The 19,831-nt window shown below is 47.0% G+C and carries 19 protein-coding genes; 11 read left to right on the forward strand and 8 right to left on the reverse strand.

The window, feature by feature from the left end; all coding sequences use genetic code 11:
* Nucleotide 1 precedes the first annotated feature (1 nt).
* Together zwf and pgl are read left to right on the forward strand one after the other, a co-directional pair.
* A complete protein-coding gene (zwf, locus tag B076_RS0106540; protein ID WP_028486608.1) occupies nt 2–1,501 on the forward strand; it encodes a glucose-6-phosphate dehydrogenase in 1,500 nt (499 codons plus the stop codon).
* Entirely contained in the window at nt 1,494–2,222 is a 729-nt protein-coding gene (pgl, locus tag B076_RS0106545) for a 6-phosphogluconolactonase (RefSeq protein ID WP_028486609.1), read from the forward strand. The genes zwf and pgl overlap by 8 nt, the downstream gene beginning before the upstream one ends.
* A gap of 1 nt (nt 2,223) precedes the next feature.
* On the opposite strand, the gene B076_RS0106550 is transcribed toward pgl, so the two are convergent.
* Nucleotides 2,224–4,368, reverse strand: coding sequence for a RelA/SpoT family protein (locus B076_RS0106550; RefSeq protein WP_028486610.1), 2,145 nt, complete (start codon nt 4,366–4,368; stop codon nt 2,224–2,226).
* Nucleotides 4,369–4,621: 253 nt separating this feature from the next.
* Between B076_RS0106550 and dusA the strand changes: the two genes are divergently transcribed.
* The 5 genes from dusA (at nt 4,622) to B076_RS13260 (ending at nt 8,222) form a co-directional block, all read left to right on the forward strand.
* Nucleotides 4,622–5,695, forward strand: coding sequence for a tRNA dihydrouridine(20/20a) synthase DusA (gene dusA, locus B076_RS0106555; protein ID WP_028486611.1), 1,074 nt, complete (start codon nt 4,622–4,624; stop codon nt 5,693–5,695).
* Nucleotides 5,692–7,335: an exodeoxyribonuclease VII large subunit gene (gene xseA, locus B076_RS12315; RefSeq protein WP_051347224.1), complete on the forward strand. Its 1,644-nt coding sequence runs from the start codon at nt 5,692–5,694 to the stop codon at nt 7,333–7,335. The genes dusA and xseA overlap by 4 nt, the downstream gene beginning before the upstream one ends.
* Nucleotides 7,336–7,396: 61 nt before the next feature.
* Nucleotides 7,397–7,624 carry an exodeoxyribonuclease VII small subunit gene (xseB, locus tag B076_RS0106565; protein ID WP_038150464.1) on the forward strand — a complete coding sequence of 76 codons (228 nt, stop codon included), beginning with the start codon at nt 7,397–7,399 and terminating at the stop codon, nt 7,622–7,624.
* 3 nt (nt 7,625–7,627) lie between these two features.
* Nucleotides 7,628–7,996 carry an arsenate reductase (glutaredoxin) gene (arsC, locus tag B076_RS0106570; RefSeq protein ID WP_028486613.1) on the forward strand — a complete coding sequence of 123 codons (369 nt, stop codon included), beginning with the start codon at nt 7,628–7,630 and terminating at the stop codon, nt 7,994–7,996.
* Nucleotides 7,997–8,084: 88 nt separating this feature from the next.
* On the forward strand, nt 8,085–8,222 hold the full coding sequence (locus tag B076_RS13260) for a hypothetical protein (RefSeq protein WP_157753526.1): 138 nt from the start codon (nt 8,085–8,087) through the stop codon (nt 8,220–8,222).
* Between the two features lie 348 nt (nt 8,223–8,570).
* On the opposite strand, the gene B076_RS0106575 is transcribed toward B076_RS13260, so the two are convergent.
* The gene (locus B076_RS0106575) at nt 8,571–9,017 is read right to left on the reverse strand and encodes a hypothetical protein (RefSeq protein WP_028486614.1); all 447 of its coding nucleotides are present in this window, start codon (nt 9,015–9,017) and stop codon (nt 8,571–8,573) included.
* 278 nt (nt 9,018–9,295) lie between these two features.
* On the opposite strand from B076_RS0106575, the gene B076_RS0106580 reads away from it, so the two are divergent.
* The 4 genes from B076_RS0106580 (at nt 9,296) to B076_RS0106595 (ending at nt 14,235) form a co-directional block, all read left to right on the forward strand.
* Nucleotides 9,296–10,810 (forward strand): RNA polymerase factor sigma-54, encoded by a 1,515-nt coding sequence (locus B076_RS0106580; protein ID WP_028486615.1) that lies wholly within the window; start codon nt 9,296–9,298, stop codon nt 10,808–10,810.
* A gap of 112 nt (nt 10,811–10,922) precedes the next feature.
* Entirely contained in the window at nt 10,923–11,852 is a 930-nt protein-coding gene (locus tag B076_RS0106585) for a cupin domain-containing protein (RefSeq protein WP_028486616.1), read from the forward strand.
* Nucleotides 11,853–11,909: 57 nt separating this feature from the next.
* Nucleotides 11,910–12,626, forward strand: coding sequence for a response regulator transcription factor (locus tag B076_RS0106590; protein WP_028486617.1), 717 nt, complete (start codon nt 11,910–11,912; stop codon nt 12,624–12,626).
* 49 nt (nt 12,627–12,675) lie between these two features.
* The gene (locus B076_RS0106595; protein ID WP_038150465.1) at nt 12,676–14,235 is read left to right on the forward strand and encodes an ATP-binding protein; all 1,560 of its coding nucleotides are present in this window, start codon (nt 12,676–12,678) and stop codon (nt 14,233–14,235) included.
* A gap of 84 nt (nt 14,236–14,319) precedes the next feature.
* Here the strand turns inward: B076_RS0106595 and B076_RS0106600 are convergent, their stop codons facing one another.
* The 6 genes from B076_RS0106600 to alr all read right to left on the reverse strand — a co-directional run bounded on the left by B076_RS0106600 (nt 14,320) and on the right by alr (nt 19,827).
* Nucleotides 14,320–15,567 carry an SPOR domain-containing protein gene (locus B076_RS0106600; protein ID WP_028486619.1) on the reverse strand — a complete coding sequence of 416 codons (1,248 nt, stop codon included), beginning with the start codon at nt 15,565–15,567 and terminating at the stop codon, nt 14,320–14,322.
* A 268-nt stretch (nt 15,568–15,835) separates the two neighbouring features.
* A complete protein-coding gene (locus B076_RS0106605) occupies nt 15,836–16,258 on the reverse strand; it encodes a YchJ family protein (protein ID WP_051347225.1) in 423 nt (140 codons plus the stop codon).
* A complete protein-coding gene (locus tag B076_RS0106610; protein ID WP_051347226.1) occupies nt 16,239–17,618 on the reverse strand; it encodes an MATE family efflux transporter in 1,380 nt (459 codons plus the stop codon). The genes B076_RS0106605 and B076_RS0106610 overlap by 20 nt, the downstream gene beginning before the upstream one ends.
* Before the next feature lie 6 nt (nt 17,619–17,624).
* Nucleotides 17,625–18,068 carry a hypothetical protein gene (locus B076_RS12320; protein ID WP_051347227.1) on the reverse strand — a complete coding sequence of 148 codons (444 nt, stop codon included), beginning with the start codon at nt 18,066–18,068 and terminating at the stop codon, nt 17,625–17,627.
* A 34-nt stretch (nt 18,069–18,102) separates the two neighbouring features.
* Entirely contained in the window at nt 18,103–18,738 is a 636-nt protein-coding gene (locus tag B076_RS0106620; RefSeq protein ID WP_051347228.1) for an NUDIX domain-containing protein, read from the reverse strand.
* A gap of 18 nt (nt 18,739–18,756) precedes the next feature.
* Nucleotides 18,757–19,827, reverse strand: coding sequence for an alanine racemase (alr, locus tag B076_RS0106625; RefSeq protein WP_028486623.1), 1,071 nt, complete (start codon nt 19,825–19,827; stop codon nt 18,757–18,759).
* Nucleotides 19,828–19,831 lie beyond the last annotated feature (4 nt).

Consider the following 19,831-nt stretch of genomic DNA (forward strand, 5'->3'; position numbering starts at 1 on the left):
CATGCCAAATAATAACACGCCTTGCACCTATGTCATTTTCGGTGCAACCGGCAACCTTTCGCTCACCAAGCTGATGCCAGCCTTCTACCACCTGGAAACTGAAGGACGATTGGCTGACGATTTAAACATCGTCGCCATTGGCCGTCGCGACCTGACGGATGCCGACTGGCAGAATATGATTGTCGAACACATCAATAAAACCGCGCGAGGTGGGCTTTGCGACGTCACTTTCAAAAAGTTCACAAAACGCCTGACTTATTTCAAAATGGACATCAATGATAAACGTAAGTACCCGAAACTACTGGATTTTATTGTTGACAAGGGCTGGTCTCGCAATATGGCGTTTTATCTGTCGATGAGTCCATCGGATTTCGGCCCGGTTGTCCAGCACCTTGGCGAATCTGACCTTTTGGATCAAACGCAAGGCTGGAAACGCGTGGTGTTAGAGAAACCGTTCGGTTATGACCTGGATTCTGCGAAAGCGCTGCAATACCAGTTGAACCATTACCTGGAAGAAGAGCAGACTTACCGTATTGATCATTATTTAGGGAAAGGCATGGTGCAAAACATCATGGTATTCCGCTTTGCCAACCTGCTGATGGAACCCTTGTGGAACCGCAACTACATCGACCACATTCAGATTACCCACTCTGAAGACCGTCCAGTGGGAAGCCGTGCCGGGTATTACGACACCAGCGGTGCAATGCGCGATATGATCCAAAGCCACTTATTACAATTATTAGCGTTGATTGCGATGGAACCTCCGGCCTCTATGGAAGCCGAAGCTTTACGTGATGAAAAGGTCAAACTTCTAAATTCTATTCGCCCCATTACCAAAAAGAACGTCAATGCCCAAGCCTACCGAGCTCAGTATGGTGAAGGCGTGATTCATGAACAAGCGGTTAAATCCTATCTGCAGGAAGAGGGGGTAAACGAAGACAGCGTGACCGAAACTTACGCCGCACTGAAGCTCTATATCGACAACTGGCGCTGGGAAGGGGTACCTTTTTATCTGCAGACCGGCAAGAATATGCCTAAAAGCCAGACCTTGATCTCAATCTGTTTCAAACATCCGCCACAGCAATTTTTCAAGGCTTCGCAAGTCAAGAAAATGGAACCCAACTGGATTGTGTTCAGCATCCAACCAGAGGAATCCATCAAAATTGAAATGACCGCAAAACAGCCAGGCCTGGAAATCAATACCCGTCAAATCAGCCTAGACGCCAGTTTGTGTCATGCAGAAGGGTACACCATTGATGCCTACGAAGAGCTGTTACTTGATGTCATCAAAGGCGACCGATCCCTCTTCCTGCGCTATGACGAAGTCAAGGCCGCATGGAGTGTTGTCGACCCCATCATTCAAACCTGGGCTTCCAATACCAGCTATATTGACACCTATCCATCCGGATCATGGGGACCCAAGGACTCCAGCAAATTATTTGATCAGCCGGGACAGGAGTGGCGACAAAGTGCCGAACTCGAAGAGTCACTTTGTGAATAAGCTACCTGAAAACTGGAGACTGTTCGACTCAGCGGAAGAAGTCGCTCAGTACACCAGCCACAAAATCATGGAACTGGCAGATGAAGCTATTTCCGAAAGAGGGGCATTTCATCTTGTAACGGCGGGGGGTACAACGCCCCTTTCAATCTACCGAATTCTGGCGGAATTGGACAGGTCACATTCAACTAAAATGAATTGGGACAAATGGCACGTTTATTTGGGCGATGAACGCTGTTTACCGAAAAACGACCCGGAACGCAACAGTGTGTCTCTGAATGAGTGCTGGCTGGGAAAAAGTCGCATCCCCAAATCACAGATTCACATGATCCCAGCCGAACTCGGCGCCAAAGAGGCGGCGGTAATCTATGAAAAAATTGTCAAGGGCGTTTTTTTTGATTGTGTGCTGCTGGGCATGGGAGAGGACGGTCACACGGCCAGCCTGTTTCCCGGCCATTGCCATGAACACGAACAGAAGCATTTGGTTCAAACCGAGTTTCACTCCCCCAAACCGCCGGCTGAGAGAGTCACCCTGTCAAGCAAGTGCCTGAGTCAATCTCGACATCTGTTCAAACTGGTAACAGGGTCGAGCAAACAAGAGGCCGTTGGCAAGTGGCTCGCTGGCGCGGCACTCCCGATAGCCGAAATCCAGGCCACGCACACGCAAGTGTTTATCAGCGATGACAGTCTACCTAAAAAAGTATCCAACCCCACAACCGAATAAGTTAGATTTTAGTAATCGAAGCAGCTTCAACATTTTGAATCTGTTCGATCTGGTCCAATACATCTCCTAAAGGAGTATGGATTTCCATCTCCAGGGTCAACAACATCGTCACAGAACGCTCATTACTGTCGGTATGCGTTTTTGAGTCCAACAGATTGATGTCGAGATCGGTCAATACACTCATGACATCCCGCAACAGTCCTTTACGGTCAAACGCGGTAATTGACAACTCCGCCGTAAAGCCTTCAGAGCTGGCTTCGGTCTGATCACTCCATGAGACCTCAATGATTCGCTGACGCTCATCATGCGTTAGGTTCAGTATATTTGGACAATCACTGCGATGCACGGTAATGCCGCGGCCTCGAGTCACGTAACCGACAATATCGTCCCCTTTTTGCGGGTGACAACAAGGGGCAAGTTGGGTCTTGAGCTGGGTTGCACCTACCACATACACGGGGCGATCATGCGGAATCTCTTCATCGTAAGCGGGGCGCTTAAACCCAAACACTTTTTGCTGAGGTTTCAATTGCTCTTGAATCGAGTTGGCAAGTTGACGTTCGTTGATCTGTCCCTTACCGATCGCTTCATACAACTCCTCTTCAGACTCCACCCTAAAGCGTTTTACAATCAACTTGGCTTTGACTTGAGTGGCATTCAAACGCTTAATTTCCCGATTAAACAGGGATTCTCCAGCATGAATGTTCTGGGTTCTATCTTGCTTGTTAAACCAGTTTTTTACTTTATTACGGGCACTGCTGCTGTTCAGATAACCCAAATTTGGATTCAGCCAATTACGGCTCGGCCCACCATGCTTAACCGAGAGGATTTCAACCTTATCACCGGTTTTCAGCCGAGTGCTCAGCGGCTGGATTCGACCGTTTATTTTGGCTCCTCGACACCCGTGTCCGAGCTCGGTATGAATGCTGTAGGCAAAATCCAGCGGTGTCGCCCCTTGGCGAAGGGTCATGATTTCATTCTGAGGGGTCATCACATAGATGTGCTGGCTTTTCAGCTCAGTACTGATCTCTTTAAAGACATCCGGATCGTTCGGGTTTTCCAGAAGCTGTCTAACATTGGCGATGCTCTTTTCCAGGTTTTTATCAACCCCTTTTCCGCCTTCTTTATAACGCCAGTGCGCTGCCACCCCATATTCAGCGTAGTGGTGCATATCATTGGTACGAATCTGAATCTCAACCGTTTTGCCTTCTGGCCCCAAGATCACCGTATGAATCGACTGATAACCGTTATCCTTTGGACTGGTAATGTAATCGTCAAACTCATCTTTAATATAACTCCAATGACTGTGAATGAGTCCCAAAACCTCATAGCACTCTTTTATGGAATCGACATAAATCCTTACCGCTCTGAGATCAAACAATTCGTCAATCGGCAAGTTCTTGCGTTGCATCTTCTTCCAGATACTGTAGATGTGTTTAGGGCGTCCAGAGATTTTAGCCTCGATATTCTGCGACTTTAACAAGGTCTGTAAAATATCAATCACCGACTGAATGTACTTTTCCCTGCCATGTCGTTTCGAATCAAGTTGACTGGCAATGTCCTTGTACTGTTCGGGATGCAAAAAACGGAAAGAGAGATCTTCCAGCTCCCACTTGAGCTGGGCGATCCCAAGACGGTTCGCCAGCGGCGAAAAAATCAGTTGAGTTTCTTCGGCTATCTGCTTGCGCACCGCCGGTTCTTCAAATTTCAAATGCCTTAGACGTGCAACTCGATAAGCCAGCTTGACAATCATAATGCGAATATCGGTTGTCATGGCCAGAAGCATCTGGCGTAAACGCTCGTTTTGCACATCCGAACGATGACTGATGTCAAAGTCTTTAAACTGATTCAGAAAACGGATACCTTCAACCAATTCTGCAGTTGATTCACCGAAATGCTCGACTATGAAGTCCTGATTATAAATCTCTTCAACATTCGCATCACTTAATAATGTTGCAACCAATGTATCGGCGTCGACCTTAAGATCGGCCAGAATTTTGGCCACATCCATACTGCGAACCACCGACTTCTCGGGCAGGGTTTCAGCCTCCAACGCAATCTTGCAGGCGAGCTGGCATTTTTCAAGCTCAACCCCTGTCAGCTCTTCAGAATGAAAAAGAAGTTTAAAAAGTTGGATGGCATTCTTCATGTCGCTATTTTGAGTTTATTGAGTAATAGCCCATATTATAACCGTCGAGACGCTAAAGTCTGATGCTAATCCCCATTTTTTCAAATTCTACGGTCCTCAATAAATGCCATAGGCATGTATCAGTTTCTATATTAAAAAATAATCTCAAGCATGCAGTTTTCACTTCATGCTCTATAAACCGAGCCTTTCTGAAAATCTAGGTTATCTGAGATATAATCACTTCAATTCAACCTAATCCAGCAGTACAACCTTTATGAAGCAAACCGAATACCACCAAGCCAGTAACAGTGCCCAGAATTTCAGCGTGGCACCTATGCTGGACTGGACGGATAGACATTGCCGTTTTTTTCATCGCCAGCTCTCTCAACAGGCCTGGCTGTATTCAGAAATGGTTACCACCGGAGCGATCATTCACGGGGACAACCTACCGCGTTTTCTGGGACACAATCCTGAGGAAGTTCCAGTCGTGCTTCAACTTGGCGGTAGCGATGCCAAAGACCTGGCCACTTGTGCAAGGCTGGGAGAGGAGTGGGGGTATTCCGAAATCAATCTGAACGTAGGCTGCCCAAGCGACCGCGTACAAAACAATATGATCGGTGCCTGCTTGATGGGCTATCCGCACATCGTGGCTGAAGCGGTCACTGCAATGAAGGCCGTCACTTCAATCCCGGTCACGGTCAAATGTCGAATCGGCATCGACAATCAGGAAGATTTTGAGCTTTTGAGAATATTCATAGCAGGCCTGGTGGAAGCACAAGTCGACGGCGTTGTCATTCACGCGCGAAAAGCTTGGCTGCAAGGACTTTCTCCAAAAGAAAACCGTGAAGTGCCGCCTTTGAATTACGGCTGGGTGCATCGCATCAAAACTGAATTTCCAGAACTTCCAGTCGCCATCAACGGCGGAATCAAGTCACCCCAGCAAGGGCTAATCCACCTAAAACCCTATCAGGCGGATGATATTATTTATCCTGCGGTGGATGGCGTGATGCTTGGACGGGCAGTTTACGAGCAACCATATTTATTAAGTGAGATCGATTCACTTTACTATGGTAGTAGCCAACCGGCTCCCAGCCGCCAACAAGTGCTTGAAAACATGTATCCCTACCTCGAACGGCACCTTTCCGATGGTGGGAAATTGATCCAGGTTACACGACACATGCTGGGGCTGTTTCACGGCCTGCCCGGGGGCCGGATCTGGCGTCGCCATTTATCGCAAAACGCCTTTAAAAAAGAGGCGGGCATCGAGGTCGTGGAGACAGCCTATCAGATGGTCGTCGCTGAAATTGCCCGCATGGATGAAAAACTCCCAAAAGAGGGGACATCATGACATTTCTAGAGGTGCCATTTCGGGAAAAGGATCAGGCCAAATCGCTTGGTGCTCGCTGGGATAATATCAGTAAAAAATGGTATGTGCCCACCGAATTGAAAGACGAGCTCAACAAGTTTGAACGCTGGCTTCCAACGTCTGAACTTGGCGCACAATCCAACTCAAATCAAGTCAATCTGCCCGATTCTCAAAATGATTTGCCGCTTGCAATGGATACCCAATCCCAAAAGGGCGCGCCCCTGTCTCAGGTGCTCAAGAAGGTGCAAATGGCGTTGCGCCAAAAATTCCCCGGCGGCACCTGGGTCATTGCCGAAATTGCCAACCTCAACCGTAACCGCGGGCATATTTACCTTGAACTGTCCGAAACCAATGCACAAGGCCAAACCTTGGCAAGCTGTCGTGCTATGATTTGGCAAAGCCAAGTCGAACGCCTGCTGGGGCGTTTCAGCCTTGAGACGGGCAGTGAGTTGGCGGTCGGACAAAAAATATTGCTACTGGCCGAGATCAACTTCCATGAGCAATATGGATTCTCTTTTGTCATCCAAGACATAGATCCGACCTTTACTCTGGGAGAGCTTGAAGCCAAACTCAATTCAATCCGCAAGCAGTTGATTCAAGAGAAGCTCTATGAGCTGAACAAACGCTACACCTTGCCTAACGACTTTTTCAGAATCGCAGTCATCGCGCCACTAGCCGCGGCTGGCCTGGGAGATTTCAGAGCGGACGCCGACCAACTTCAGCAGGCTGGATTATGCGAGTTTAAATATTTCTACAGCGCTTTTCAGGGAGATCAGGTCGAAACCGAAATGTTGGCGGCGCTGGATGCCATTGAGTCACTGCATGCAACCAATCCATTTGATGCCCTGGTTATCTTACGTGGAGGTGGCGCCAAACTCGATTTGAACCAGCTCAACCTCTACCCTCTGGCCAAACGTATTTGTGAAGCCAAGCTTCCGGTGCTCAGCGGAATAGGGCATGAACGTGACAACACCATTCTCGACGAAGTAGCCCACACTCGTTACGACACACCCAGCAAAGTCATTGCCGACATCCGCAACCGAATTTTTCAGCAGGCGCATACGGCCAGACAAAACTGGCTGCAAATTGAACAAACCAGCCGGTTACAAGTGAAACAACTTCACCATCAACTGGATCAGTTGGACCACACCATTCAGAATAATAGTCAGGCCTGTCTGTTTTTCTGGAAAGACAATTTGGAACCATTAAAATACCAGCTCCAGCGCCAAACGCGGCAAAAGCTCAACACCACCCAAGAAACCCTGGAACAGCTCCAGAACAGAATACTGACCGCCATCAACCAGCAAATCGATCGCAGCAAACTTCATCTTGAGCAAAACCACCAGGCAATCCTGTTAGAGGCCAAACGCAGCCTGGACTATCAGCATAGCCAGATTATCCAGTGGATTGCTTTTATATTGAGTTCGGGCCCAAAAACCCAATTAAACCGCGGGTTTGTGATGGCCAAAAACGAGCAGGGCATGCCCATTAAAACAGCAAAAGAGGCCAAACGGCTTGGACATCTGCAGCTACAATTTATCGATGGCAGCCTGGAGGCGGAAATCCCCAAAAAGGCGACGATCAAACCGCCTGAAAACAACCTCAATGAGGTGGATAAATAATGGATTCCCGTCCAACCAAATCCATCACTTTACCTAACGTTTTACTACCTAAAGGATAACCATGAGCCAAGCATCCGATAGCTTTAAAAACAATTACGCCAAACTTCAAGAGATCGCGCAAAAACTATCCAATACCCAAGAAGTGGATATTGACGAACTGGTGCCCATGGTCGACGAGGCCACTCGCGCTTACCAGCTGTGCAAATCTCGCATCGAAGCGGTCGAAAGCGCACTCAGTAAACGCCTGGAAAAGGATTCCGACTCAGAAGACGACAATCAAGAGTCATAAGGTATGCCAAGCGCCAAAATTTACCACAACCCGCGCTGCTCAAAAAGCCGCAACAGTTTGCAAATCCTGTTGGATCATCAATTTGAAGTCGAAGAGGTGCGCTACCTGGAAACTCCACCGAGCAAAGAGGAGCTCATGGAATTGTGCCAGCTGATGCACACCACACCACTGGAAATCATGCGCACTGGGGAGAGTCTTTTCAAAAAACTCGGGCTCAGCAAACACGATCAGCGAAGCGATGACGAATGGTTTGAAATTCTTGTCAACAATCCAAAACTCATCGAAAGACCCATCGTCAAAATTGGCGGCCGAGCGATTATGGGTCGGCCACCGGAAAACGTTTTGCACTTGATACAATCGATTCAAAACTAGAAAACTGAATCGCAAGAGTTTTAAAAAGCCAACCTTAATTAAACGCAATCATTAAAAACGATGGATTTTTTAAGGCAGGTTTCACTTCATGTATAGGTTGAATCCCAATTCAGCTAAAAATGAGCAGGCCTGTCTATTTTACCAATCCAAAAAACCCCATCCTCATCAGATTAAAATTCGCCAATCCCTAAACGTCATTCGACAACCGATCAAAGCCATCAAATAAAGAATACAAAAGAGAGCATACCCCCAATAATCACACCCCAAATCCAATTTAACATAATATATATTATGCGAACTAATAATCAAGTATCTGACACCACATAAAAACCCGTTCGACCAAGCCTGAACGGACTTTCAACCTGCATAACACACAAACTTCCTCTCATCGTCCCGAGATGAAAAATGCATTATGCGCATTATTATAACGATTACTTTTTGAACGCTTATAAACGTAAACGGAACTCCCGCTCAAATCGTCATATTCACACTGAACGTAAAAAAACAAAACCCGAGAAACAAAAAAGCCGGGATAACCCCGGCTTTCATCAATGGCGTCTATTTTTTACAGGATTCAGGAGCCAACCACCGGCAGTGCCACAAACAGTAAAAGTTCAATCACCCCTACCAACACTGGCAACCAGGCCTTTTCAACACGGTCTTTAACCGCCTTCAATCCCATAACAATCCCGCCGATTGCAAGAACATAAGCCACCGGAGCCAGCAAGATGGAAATAAACAGCAGCGGCGCGAGCGCGACCAGCACCCAACTGGCAGTCACGCTATTGCTCGGATTATAAGTTTTGGTGTTACGCATATCATCCGGGGTTGAGCTGGATGACTGGAGTCGAGCCATGACCGTATTGATATCAGCCTCTGAGATCTCATCCTGAACCACTTCGATGTCGGTCATCCCCAAAGTGATTTTTTTATTTCGGTACAAGGATCTGACCAGATCATCCCAGGTGGCATCTTCGGCCAACTGATCAACTAGGTGATGCGCTTCTTGCTTGATTGTCATAAAACTCCTCCAGACGAGTTACTATTGCTCTAAATGTTTTATAGTATTTTTCAACAACCTCAAAAATGGTTTTTCCACTGATAATACGGCCAATCTCAGCGGTTACCGTTACCTTTTATGCGGTTTTGGATTATTATATCGTCATATTCGAATGATTTACCAGACGGGTTTGCTTATAGATTGATAAATCGCCTAATATAGCTAAATAGCTCACAAAGGCGAATACACTACAATCCAGAATTGAGAGCAAGCATTTTGTTATTTAGGAGTTCTACTGCATGGCACTGATGCCGGGTTTACAAATTAATGTTGGTCAACAGCTAAAACTAACGCCTCAGCTGCAACAATCCATCAAGATTCTTCAATATTCCGCACTTGAAGTGCAGCAGACCATTGAAGCCACGCTTGAAACCAACTACATGCTGGAAGTAGAAGACGATGCCCTTTCCGAAGAGGACTTGCTTGGCGACAGCGATAACCAGAAACAAAATGAAGACAAGCCCGATTCCGAAGCGCCTGGCAGTGACGAGCAGCCTTTGGACATCAATCATGACGAAAAAATATCCGAAGACCTGGAAATAGACTGTAACTGGGAAGAGGTTTATTCCGATTATTCAACCTCTACCACCACATCAAGCCAATCCAATGAGGATTTCGTCAGTGCCGAGAACTATACGGCCGAACATGAAAGTCTGCACGATCACCTTTACTGGCAGTCCGACATCTACCCTTGGAACCCGGGTGAAGACTTGATTGCCGATTTTTTGATCGACGACATCAATGACGAAGGTTACCTGACAACCCCCCTGATGGAACTGCTCGAATCGATTCAGAGCCATTACCCGGAATCCGAGTTTGACCTGGAAAGCCTGGAGAGCGTACTGAAAACCATTCAGCAGTTTGAACCCACCGGCGTCGGGGCTCGTAATGTACAGGAATCATTATTACTGCAACTGGCCAACATGCAACAGACTCCCTATGTGGTTACCGCAAAACAGTTGATTTCAGAACATTTCGACTGGCTGTCGTTTCATGACCATAAACGCATCAAGAAAATGTACGGCCTCAACGACGAAGAATTGACAAGACTTTTTAAACTGATTCAATCGCTCAACCCTAGACCAGGGCGTGACTTCTCATCAACCGATTCCGAAGTCATCATTCCCGATTTACGCCTGAAACGCACCAAAGAAGGTTGGCTAGTGGAACTCAACAGCGATGCTTTCCCGCGTCTCAAGGTCAACAGCATGTACATCGACCTGGCCAACCAACTCGACAACAGCGAACAATCCAAAAAAATCAAAGAGCAGCTGTTTGAAGCCAAAGGGCTTATCAAAAGCATCCATAGTCGCGGTGAGACTCTGCTCAAAGTCGGCACCTTTATCGTTGAGAGACAGCATGCTTTTTTTGAAGAGGGTGAACTGGCAATGCAACCCCTGGTGCTTAGAGATGTAGCCGAACATCTTGGTTTGCACGAATCCACTATATCCCGTGCCACCAACCAGAAATACATCCAAACCCCCAGAGGCACATTTGAACTCAAATACTTTTTCTCATCGGGGGTCAGCCAATATGGCAGTGCCGATCAATCTGCGGTTGCCATCAAAGCACACATCAAAGGCCTGATTGACAAGGAAGACCCCAAGAAACCGTTAAGCGACAACAAGTTGATGGAGTTGTTGGAAACAGAAAAAGAGATCAGTGTAGCACGCAGAACCATCGCCAAATACCGCGAAGCATTAGGCATCCCCTCTTCCAGCGAACGTAAGAAAATCAATAAATATAAACTGTAAACCTTCTTAAAACCTAGTTGGTTTTGGGAAATTAAGTGATTTTTAAGCCATCTCACACTATAATTCTTGTTTATTCTATTTAATCAAAAAACTTAGCAAGGTCGTCGTCACCATGAATCGAATGAATGTAGAACAAGTTCAACAAGTCGCTCAACAACAATGGGAACAACAGGCGGATTTTAAGGAATATATGTCGGCCGTAAACCCGCCTATGCCTAAAATCGAAGTAATCAGCTACCCCAATGAACTTCATGAAACCGGGGAAACCCGTGTTATTCCATTCGACCTTTCGGCAGAACTCAACATTCGTTATCCAGCTACATCGCCTAACTTACTGGCGAATTTCATCCGCATCTGTTCCGGAGAGACCATCAAAACCGACGTCAAAGCGACCTCTCAAATGTTTTATGTGATTCGCGGAGCCGGAAAAACCCAGATGAAACACGGAACCATTGAATGGAAAGCCGGAGACCTTTTCACTCTGCCTTCCGTTCCGGATGCTCTGCACCATGCCAGCGAAGATACCGCAATCTACTGGGTTCACGATTCACCACTATTAAATTACCTGGGAGTGCAGCCCAGTGAAGAAAAGTTCACACCAGTTCTTTATACAAAAGAACGCCTGGATAATGAACTGAACTCCGTGCGCCAGGAAGCGGAAGGCCGCAACCGTACCGGGATTCTATTAGCCAACCCTAATTTCCCGCTAACCATGACATTAACACATACTTTGTGGTCGCTTTATAACGCTCTACCTGCTGGTGTCACTCAAAAACCGCATCGTCACAACTCAATCGCACTCGACTATTGCGTGCATGCCGGCCCGGAAACCTACACCTTAATCGGCAAGGAAATTGATGACGAAGGCAATATCATCGACCCGATCAAAGCGATGTGGACCCCTGGTTCGATGTTCATCACACCTCCTGGTTGGTGGCATTCGCACCATAACGACTCAGATGAAGACGCAATTGTTTTGCCGATTCAGGATGCTGGCCTGATTATGAACATGCAGGTGCTGGACTTTAAATACGTTCGCTAGCGTTTGTCACTTGTCATCGCGGGTAACACCATTTAAAAACGAAGGCTGAGGGCTTTTATGCACAATACAGATTACACGATTGCCGTCATTGAAGATGACCCGATACAACTGGAGACACTTGTCACCGCTCTGCAACAGCAGGGTTTTTCAGTGGAAGCCTTTAGTGATCGAGCCTCTGCGGAAAGTTATTTTGAGCAGACCCTGCCTGACTTGGTGATTTCGGATATCATTCTGGGCCAGGAAGTCGATGGCGGATTTGATCTGGCGAAACGCCTTTTGAGCTACAACCAGCCGATTCCGATTATCTTCCTCTCCGAAAGACAGTCGGAATTTGACATCTATACCGGCCACGCACTGGGTGCGATCGATTACCTTCCGAAACCCATCAGCCTCAATGTCTTGATCGTTAAGGTCAAAAACCTTCTGAGAATAACCGCATCATCAAAAGAGCAGGCCGCTTCCGGCAAAGAGCAGTCGGTAATCGACCACCTTGAAATAGAGCCTTCTCAGTACAAAGCCTTCTGGTACGGTAAACCTTTAGACTTGACTGCAACGGAATTTGAAATGCTGAGACAATTTGCCACCACCGGTGAAGGCGGCGTCGTCACTTACGATAACCTGCAATCCTCAACACAAGGCGTGGTGGAACGAAACACCATCAATACCCACATATGCAGAATCCGCAATGCCTTCAAAAAAATAACCCCAGACTTCAACCTGATTCACAATGAATATGGACGCGGTTACAGCTGGCAACATAAAGACGAGGATTGAACCGGGAACTCTTTCCTCGAAACCCCACTTCTAAAACGAGTCCGCATTTATGTTTTTCAAACCGCTTAACCTTCGCCTTTCGATTCGAACTCGTTTCTTTATCTTATTGTTATTATTGACCATTCTTCCTTTTCTAGCCTACCGGTTCGCCATTGACCTGCACCGACTTCTGTTGAACAATCAAGCGATTGTACAGAAACAAACTGTGGAAAACCTGGCTTTGATTCTGCAAAACCGAACCGATCTCTGGGCACTGCAAATCCAATCGGGCGATCCCAGCAGGCTGAGCCACCTCAATCTAAAGAATTCAGTCTTATGGATTGTCAATGAATACGGGCAAACCACCTACGTGGTTGGCAACTTGCCGGACTCCGATGCAGGCCTGGATGAAAAAGACGTATTTACCGCTATCGGCAAAACCCTGATTAAAACCCTGGCCACGGTAATTCCTTATTCCCTGCCCTATCCTTACCCGCAAAGCCAGACACCCGAAATCAACCTCATCGCCAATGCGCTTAAAGGCAACACCTTTCAGCAGTATCGAATGGATGAAAACCAGCAACCCATATCCCTGATGTCTGCTACCCCTTTGAGTTTCAAAAACAACATTATCGGCGGCCTGGTCCTTGAAGAAAAGATGGAAACCCTCTCCAGCGATACGCTGGATTATTTCTACAGATTGATCGGAATCGGGGCGATGATTTTTCTGATTGTGACCATTGGCGCCATTGTCCATACAGCCTCTTTGTCCAACAGAATCATACGCTTGGACAATGATGTTAAACTTACATTTAACATACAAGGTAAACTCAAAGACCATATTTTTCCCGACCAATTTCAGCAGTTCTATAATGACGAACTGTCCGATCTACGCCACCACATTCACGAAATGCTGGGTCAGCTTGGCGCCTATGAACGTTATCTCAAACAGCTTCCTAGAACCTTGCGACACGAACTTCACAACCCCCTGAATCGGCTTTCAATGGCCTTGCATTTGCTTGAAAACGATACACAAAGCAAACAGTTGGAATACGCTCAACATGCCGTTGCGCAACTCAAACAAATTATCGCTTCACTTTCCGAAGCGACCAGCATCGAAGACAGCCTCACCCAACAGCCACCGGAAATATTCGCCATTGGAGAGATGCTGCAGCACTATCTAGAGAACAGTTTGACACTGCATCCAGAGTACCAGCTGCAATTCGACAACAAAATCTCAAAACAGTGCAAAGTGCTGGGCGACGGCTTTATGATTGAACAAATGCTGGACAAGCTTTTGAGCAACGCCAAAGATTTCAGCGATCACCGCAAACCCATCCGCGTTCAGTGCACACACGATAACCAAAACGTCAGCATTGCCGTCGAAAACAGCGGTCCAGCCCTGCCTAAAGGACATGAAAAACGCATTTTTGACGGCATGACATCGATTCGCGATTTAAATCAGGACAGCCAGACCCATTTAGGGCTCGGGTTATATATTGTTAAACTGATTACCGATTACCATAAAGGGCGCGTCTATGCAGAAAACCTGTATGCCGATGATCAACAGCACGTAGAGGGTGTGCGTTTTACCGTTGAATTGCCGATTGTGACTCAAAAAACAGCCTAGGCAAGGCAAACCCAAAAACAAAAAAACCAGCAGGCCTGCTGGTTTTCAATAAGTACAAAATGCATGCCCTTTCAGGCAGATTGCCTAAGGCAGTTTTGACGTCAAATCTTTAAACTTTCTGACCCAAGCGGAAATCCCATATTCTGCCTTAACGGCTTTCGCACGATTATTGGCGTCGGCCCTACTGGCATAACTGCCTGTCAATAAGACATAACGGCGACTCTCGTTACGAACTTGCTCGACAATGCGCGTATCCGATAAAGCTTTCTGTTTAACCATACTCAATAAAGCCTGCTTGTCCGACATGCTGGCCAACTGCAATACGTAGTGTTGTTCAGGCTGTTGCTGAAGCCATTTCTCATCGGGACTGTAAGCTTTCAAAGATTGTGTCTCAAGCTCAACCGCTTCGGGTTTGGCTATCTCCTCAACCAATTTAACAATAGGTTGCTTAACCAGCGGAGTGGAAACCTTCGGGGCAATCGGCTCAACAGGTTGCGCCACTTGCTGAGCCTGGATCGCGCCGCCCTTCTGATCCTGTGGCTTTTCAATCAAGACTTCATCTTTCAGAGTCGAATCAATCGACTTCACTTCATTTCCGCTTTGCGACAAACGCTCCAAAATCATTTCAAGCTTTTGGTCAATGCGTTTTTCCAACTGCGAGGTATACGTCTTCAACTTCTCTTCCAGAACCGCTTCGGTCACGACTTTTCCGGATTGAACTGGACTTGCCGAAGTGGCGGCGGAATCGACTGAAGCCGCTCCATCAACTCTACTCAGCTCAACAGCCGAGACCGGAGCGCTTTCAAGACGCGCCAGCAAAGCCTTCTGTTGCTGCTGAATGGCGGATAACTGCGCCTCCAGATCCATGACCCTTTTTTCAAGTGCGGTGAAAGCCTCAGGTTTTCCGCCCGTCGCCAGACTCTGCTGCAGTTCGTCCATTGATTTCTGCAAACGCTCGGTTTCAGCCATACCGCTTTCCTTTACGGCGATGACTTCTTGCAACTCTTTATTGATGGTGGTGTAGGCAATATAGAGAACACCCAAAATGGTCAGTAACAAGGTCAACAAAATGATGACACCAAAAAATGAGCTTTTATTGGTAACCGGTTTAGATTTTAAATTGGTCTCTTTGTTGCCAGATGGGTTCTGATTCGATGGATTAGACGTACTGGGCATAACTTCCTCTGCTGCATTCAACCAATCGCTTAAAGAGTGGGCGTTTTGTTGAGTGGCATCCGCTGAACGGGTTGATGACATTTGTTGAGCCTGGCTTTCAATTGCTTTAAGCAATTCTGCGCGCTCTTTTTCCAATTCCGAAATTGTTTGTGCCATAAATTTTTGACAATATCCGAGTGAAAATCAGAATTTATTGTAAAATGCTTTATGCCAAAAAGATACAGCGGTAATGAAAAGGATTGATAAAAAATGCCCGATTTTGATAGTGTAAGCTCCGCATTAATGATTACATTCAGCCTACTTGGGGTTTCCATTCTGGTTGTCGGGCTTGCCATGTGGTGGCTTTACCGAGTTTTCGGCCATCGTGACGACAGCAGATCTCAAGACGATTAACCTTAACAGCTAGCCAAAAATTCGGGATTATTTACTCAAACTCTCCGGTCAGATAAACCCAGCGGCCGTTTTTATCACGCTGAAACTCACTTTTCTCGATCATTTGATGAGTTTCAAACCCTATCTGATATTGGGCAGCAAAGGTCACCCAGCCCTTCTTGTCTTTCGAACGTCCTTTTTGACACTTGAGAATCGTCAATTTTTGCCAACTCAAACCGTTTTCAAATTCAATTTGAGCAGGCCTGCTCTGTGAATCCCAAGTTTTTAGCAGATATTCTTCAAGCCTCAAGGCAAAGGCCACATAACGCGAACGCATCAACTGCTCAGCCTCTTCGGGAAAATGAGTACCAATATGATAGGCTTGGCAACAATTTGCATAGGACTTGCCAGACCCACACAAGCAAAACGCATCTCCCTTATGAAGAGCGTTCAGGTCATCCGCTAAACTTGGCATAATATTGTCCTTTTAGACGCACAAATAACAGGATGGCCGCCAATAACAGTCCCATCACAATGCCCAACCAGAAACCTTGCACTCCCATTGGAGATGGACTCAACCAATCGGTGAACGCCATAATATAGCCCACGCCCAAACCCAGTCCCCAATAGCTGATAAACGTTACCACCATGGTGACCCGAGTGTCGTGAAGACCACGCAAACCACCGGCACAGGCCACCTGAATGGCATCAAACACCTGATAATAGGCCGCATAAACCAGTAAGGTACTGGCCAGAATCAGCACCTCTTGATCCTTAGAGTAAATGGAGACAATCTGCTCCTTTAACCCATAAGTGAGCAAAGATAAAGCGCCTCCCACAAAAAGCGCAAATCCAATCCCCGCATACAAACTAATTAAGACCGCCTGCTGGTCATTTTCTCCAAAGCCCTTGCCGACTCTGACCGTAATTGCCATGGCGATACTTAAAGGCAGCATGAAGGCCAGTGACGTAAAACTGATAGCGACCTGATGGCCAGCAATCACCACCGCACCGAGTTGCGCGATAAACAACGCGATAAAACTGAATAGACTCACCTCAAAAATAAGCGCCATGGCATTGGGAACGCCTAAATTTAAAATATCGGCTATGCCTGCACGCCATTTTGGCCAGGCAAAGCTTTTGAAGCGAACTAATGAACGGGTCAAGGGGGCACGTACCGCGTACAAAATACCCAATATAAACATCAACCACATCACGATGGCACTGGCGATGCCGCAACCGGCTGCACCCATCGGCTCAACCACTCCATAACCGTAGATAAACAAAGCGTTTAGAGGGATATTGACCAGAAGCGCAAGAAAGCTAATCCACATAGTGGGCAAGGTCGTCCCAAGGCCTTCCCAGAAAAAACGCAAAGCCTGGTAAAGTGCCACGCCGGGCATGCCAAAAGCGATGTAAAACAGATAGTCGCTGGTCAGTCGATAAACCGCTTCCGACAGCGACAACCTATCCAGAAGTTGATCAAGATTCATTAGAATCAACAATGAAATCAATCCCAAAGGAATCGCCAGCCAAAGCCCCTGATGAAGATAAAGCGTGACGGCTGCATTGTTTTTAGCACCCGACTGCTTGGAAACCAATGGCGTCAAAGCCAGTAAGACACCAGTTGAAAAGATAAAAACTGGCAACATGATGCTTGAACCCAAGCCGATCGCCGCCAAGTCATCGGTCCCCACCCAGCCTGACATAATCGTATCGATAACTCCCAAGCCCGTTAGAGCCAATTGCGCCAAAAAAATGGGAAGAGCCAGCTTGAAGAGCAACTTGCTTTCTGTCAGAAGCTGCACAAAAAATATACGGTTTGCAGGGTTCACCAGGCGTCATTTATCCTTTTCTTCATCAGTCGTTGCCTTCTTGGGAAGTGGAGACTGGGCCTGCTTTAGGGTTTCCTGAGCACGTTCTTCTGAATCGCTCCAATACTCCTCACCCAACTGCTCTTGCAGAGATTCAAGAGTCTCCTCAGTCATCTCATCGTCCAGGGTTTCAAATTGCTGGGCCGGAACGATCGCTTGAGGCAGAAAATAAACGATCAATAATTTAAAAAACCAGTACACCGTGGCATAGACCACCACCGCCAACATCAAAACCAGAGGAATGCCAAGCAGTAGGTCGACCATAATCGCCTGCCCTTCAAACAACTTGGTCACCAACTCTTTTTCAATGAAAGCGAAATACAGCCAGGCGACCACGCTCAACAAGCTGACAAGCACCACATAAAGGTTGATTCGAGGATGGATGTGGGAATTTTTAAATAAACAAAACATATACTTAAGAGGTTATCCAAGGTTATTTAGAGTTTTATAAAACTCGTTTTTGATAAAAAAGCCACTGCAAAGCAATGATAGTACTCCCCACATTAAATTGGCCCTGTTGCAGTCGGCGTTCAGCCTCTTCATAAGGCAACTGTACAATCTTAATGTCTTCGTGATCTTCGTCCAACCCGGCGTAAGTGGGCAGTAGATCTGCATCAATCTCAGAGGCAAATAAATGCAAAACCTCATCACTTCCCCCCGGGCTGGGATAAAACTGGCAAACATACTCAAGAGATTCTAAACGTGTCCCAGCCTCTTCCAAAGCTTCACGTCTGGCGGCGTCTTCTGGCGTTTCACCTGAATCAATCATACCGGCTACCGGCTCCAGCAACCAGGCCTGCTCATTTTCACCGGACTTTAAAGCATGCTGCAAAGCGCCTGCCCGACATTGCTCCACCAAAACAACCACCCTACTGACGGGATCGTACAACAATACGATAGCAGCTTCGCCGCGACCAAACAGTTCACGCTGAATGGTTTGCGTCCAGCCGCCCTGATAAAGGGTATGCTTAAAGTCAATCAAGTCGATCCTGAAAAAACCGTCATAACCGCTTTCTATCCGCTGGACTTCAATAGCTTTTGTTTCTTGCTTCCCGTTCAAAACATCGCTGTTAATGGTCATATTGAAACTCCACCTGTCTTATTGAACTTCAATAAACGGGACTCGCTGAGTCACACCGCACAAAAGTTCATAGCCGATGGTGCCCGCACAATCTGCAATTTCATCAACGCTCAAAGCTTCGTCTCCCCATAAGACGGCTTCCTCACCAATGCGAACCTGACCGGCCATCTCCGTGAGGTCAACGCACACCATATCCATTGATACTCGGCCAATAATCGGAACCCGCTGGCCCTTGATGAGCACAGGAGTACCACTTGGAGCATGCCGCGGGTAACCGTCACCGTAGCCGATTGCTACCACGCCCACATAGGTATCGCGCGGCGCCTGCCAAGTATTGCCATAGCCGACACTTTCGCCTTTGGAAATTTTTTTCAGGGAAGTAATCTCCGACACCAATCGCATCACGGGCTTTAAATCATACTCTTCAAGAAACGGATGGCCTGCGCCATAGAGCATAATGCCGGGCCGAACCCACTCATATTGCGCTTGTTTAAAACGCTGCAAACCGGCGGAATTGGAAAGGCTTCTTGGGTATGCATAGGGGCGACTGAACTCGTCAAAACAGGCTATCTGCTGCAGAGTGAAGCTCTCGGACTCATCAGCGGAGGCCAAGTGAGAAATTAGGTGAATCTGGAACGGTTTAGGGCTGCGTTCCAACTTAGCGATGACTGAATCGACTTCCCCAGGATTAAAGCCTAAACGATGCATGCCAGTATCAACCTTAACCCACACATGGATTTTACCGTCATAATGCGAAGCCAGAAGCCAATCCAACTGGTGACTTGAATGGATGACAAGATCCAACCGATGTTGATAGACCAATGGAATTTCAGCTTCGGAAAACAAGCCTTCCAACAACAGGATTCGATGCAAAAACCCTTTCTGCCGGAGGATAATCGCCTCTTCAATGCAAGCCACACCAAAGCCATCCGCACAATTGAACTGATGGGCTACGCGTGCGATGCCATGACCGTAACCATTGGCTTTCAATACCGCTAACACCTTGCTGTCGGGCGCCATTTTTTTAACAGTTTGCAAATTATGCCGCAGGGCTGGCAAACTAATGAACGCTTTGGCGGGACGGTACATAAAG

The organism is Thiomicrorhabdus chilensis DSM 12352 (assembly GCF_000483485.1).
In the GTDB taxonomy this organism is placed as follows: domain Bacteria; phylum Pseudomonadota; class Gammaproteobacteria; order Thiomicrospirales; family Thiomicrospiraceae; genus Thiomicrorhabdus; species Thiomicrorhabdus chilensis.

Excerpts from the sequence above, each read along its gene's own strand:
- zwf (WP_028486608.1), top strand. The coding sequence starts at position 2 with ATGCCAAATAATAACACGCCTTGCACCTATGTCATTTTCGGTGCAACC.
- B076_RS0106550 (WP_028486610.1), bottom strand. The coding sequence starts at position 4,368 with ATGAAGAATGCCATCCAACTTTTTAAACTTCTTTTTCATTCTGAAGAG.
- dusA (WP_028486611.1), top strand. The coding sequence starts at position 4,622 with ATGAAGCAAACCGAATACCACCAAGCCAGTAACAGTGCCCAGAATTTC.
- xseA (WP_051347224.1), top strand. The coding sequence starts at position 5,692 with ATGACATTTCTAGAGGTGCCATTTCGGGAAAAGGATCAGGCCAAATCG.
- xseB (WP_038150464.1), top strand. The coding sequence starts at position 7,397 with ATGAGCCAAGCATCCGATAGCTTTAAAAACAATTACGCCAAACTTCAA.
- arsC (WP_028486613.1), top strand. The coding sequence starts at position 7,628 with ATGCCAAGCGCCAAAATTTACCACAACCCGCGCTGCTCAAAAAGCCGC.
- B076_RS13260 (WP_157753526.1), top strand. The coding sequence starts at position 8,085 with ATGTATAGGTTGAATCCCAATTCAGCTAAAAATGAGCAGGCCTGTCTA.
- B076_RS0106575 (WP_028486614.1), bottom strand. The coding sequence starts at position 9,017 with ATGACAATCAAGCAAGAAGCGCATCACCTAGTTGATCAGTTGGCCGAA.
- B076_RS0106580 (WP_028486615.1), top strand. The coding sequence starts at position 9,296 with ATGGCACTGATGCCGGGTTTACAAATTAATGTTGGTCAACAGCTAAAA.
- B076_RS0106585 (WP_028486616.1), top strand. The coding sequence starts at position 10,923 with ATGAATCGAATGAATGTAGAACAAGTTCAACAAGTCGCTCAACAACAA.
- B076_RS0106590 (WP_028486617.1), top strand. The coding sequence starts at position 11,910 with ATGCACAATACAGATTACACGATTGCCGTCATTGAAGATGACCCGATA.
- B076_RS0106595 (WP_038150465.1), top strand. The coding sequence starts at position 12,676 with ATGTTTTTCAAACCGCTTAACCTTCGCCTTTCGATTCGAACTCGTTTC.
- B076_RS0106600 (WP_028486619.1), bottom strand. The coding sequence starts at position 15,567 with ATGGCACAAACAATTTCGGAATTGGAAAAAGAGCGCGCAGAATTGCTT.
- B076_RS0106605 (WP_051347225.1), bottom strand. The coding sequence starts at position 16,258 with ATGCCAAGTTTAGCGGATGACCTGAACGCTCTTCATAAGGGAGATGCG.
- B076_RS12320 (WP_051347227.1), bottom strand. The coding sequence starts at position 18,068 with ATGTTTTGTTTATTTAAAAATTCCCACATCCATCCTCGAATCAACCTT.
- B076_RS0106620 (WP_051347228.1), bottom strand. The coding sequence starts at position 18,738 with ATGACCATTAACAGCGATGTTTTGAACGGGAAGCAAGAAACAAAAGCT.
- alr (WP_028486623.1), bottom strand. The coding sequence starts at position 19,827 with ATGTACCGTCCCGCCAAAGCGTTCATTAGTTTGCCAGCCCTGCGGCAT.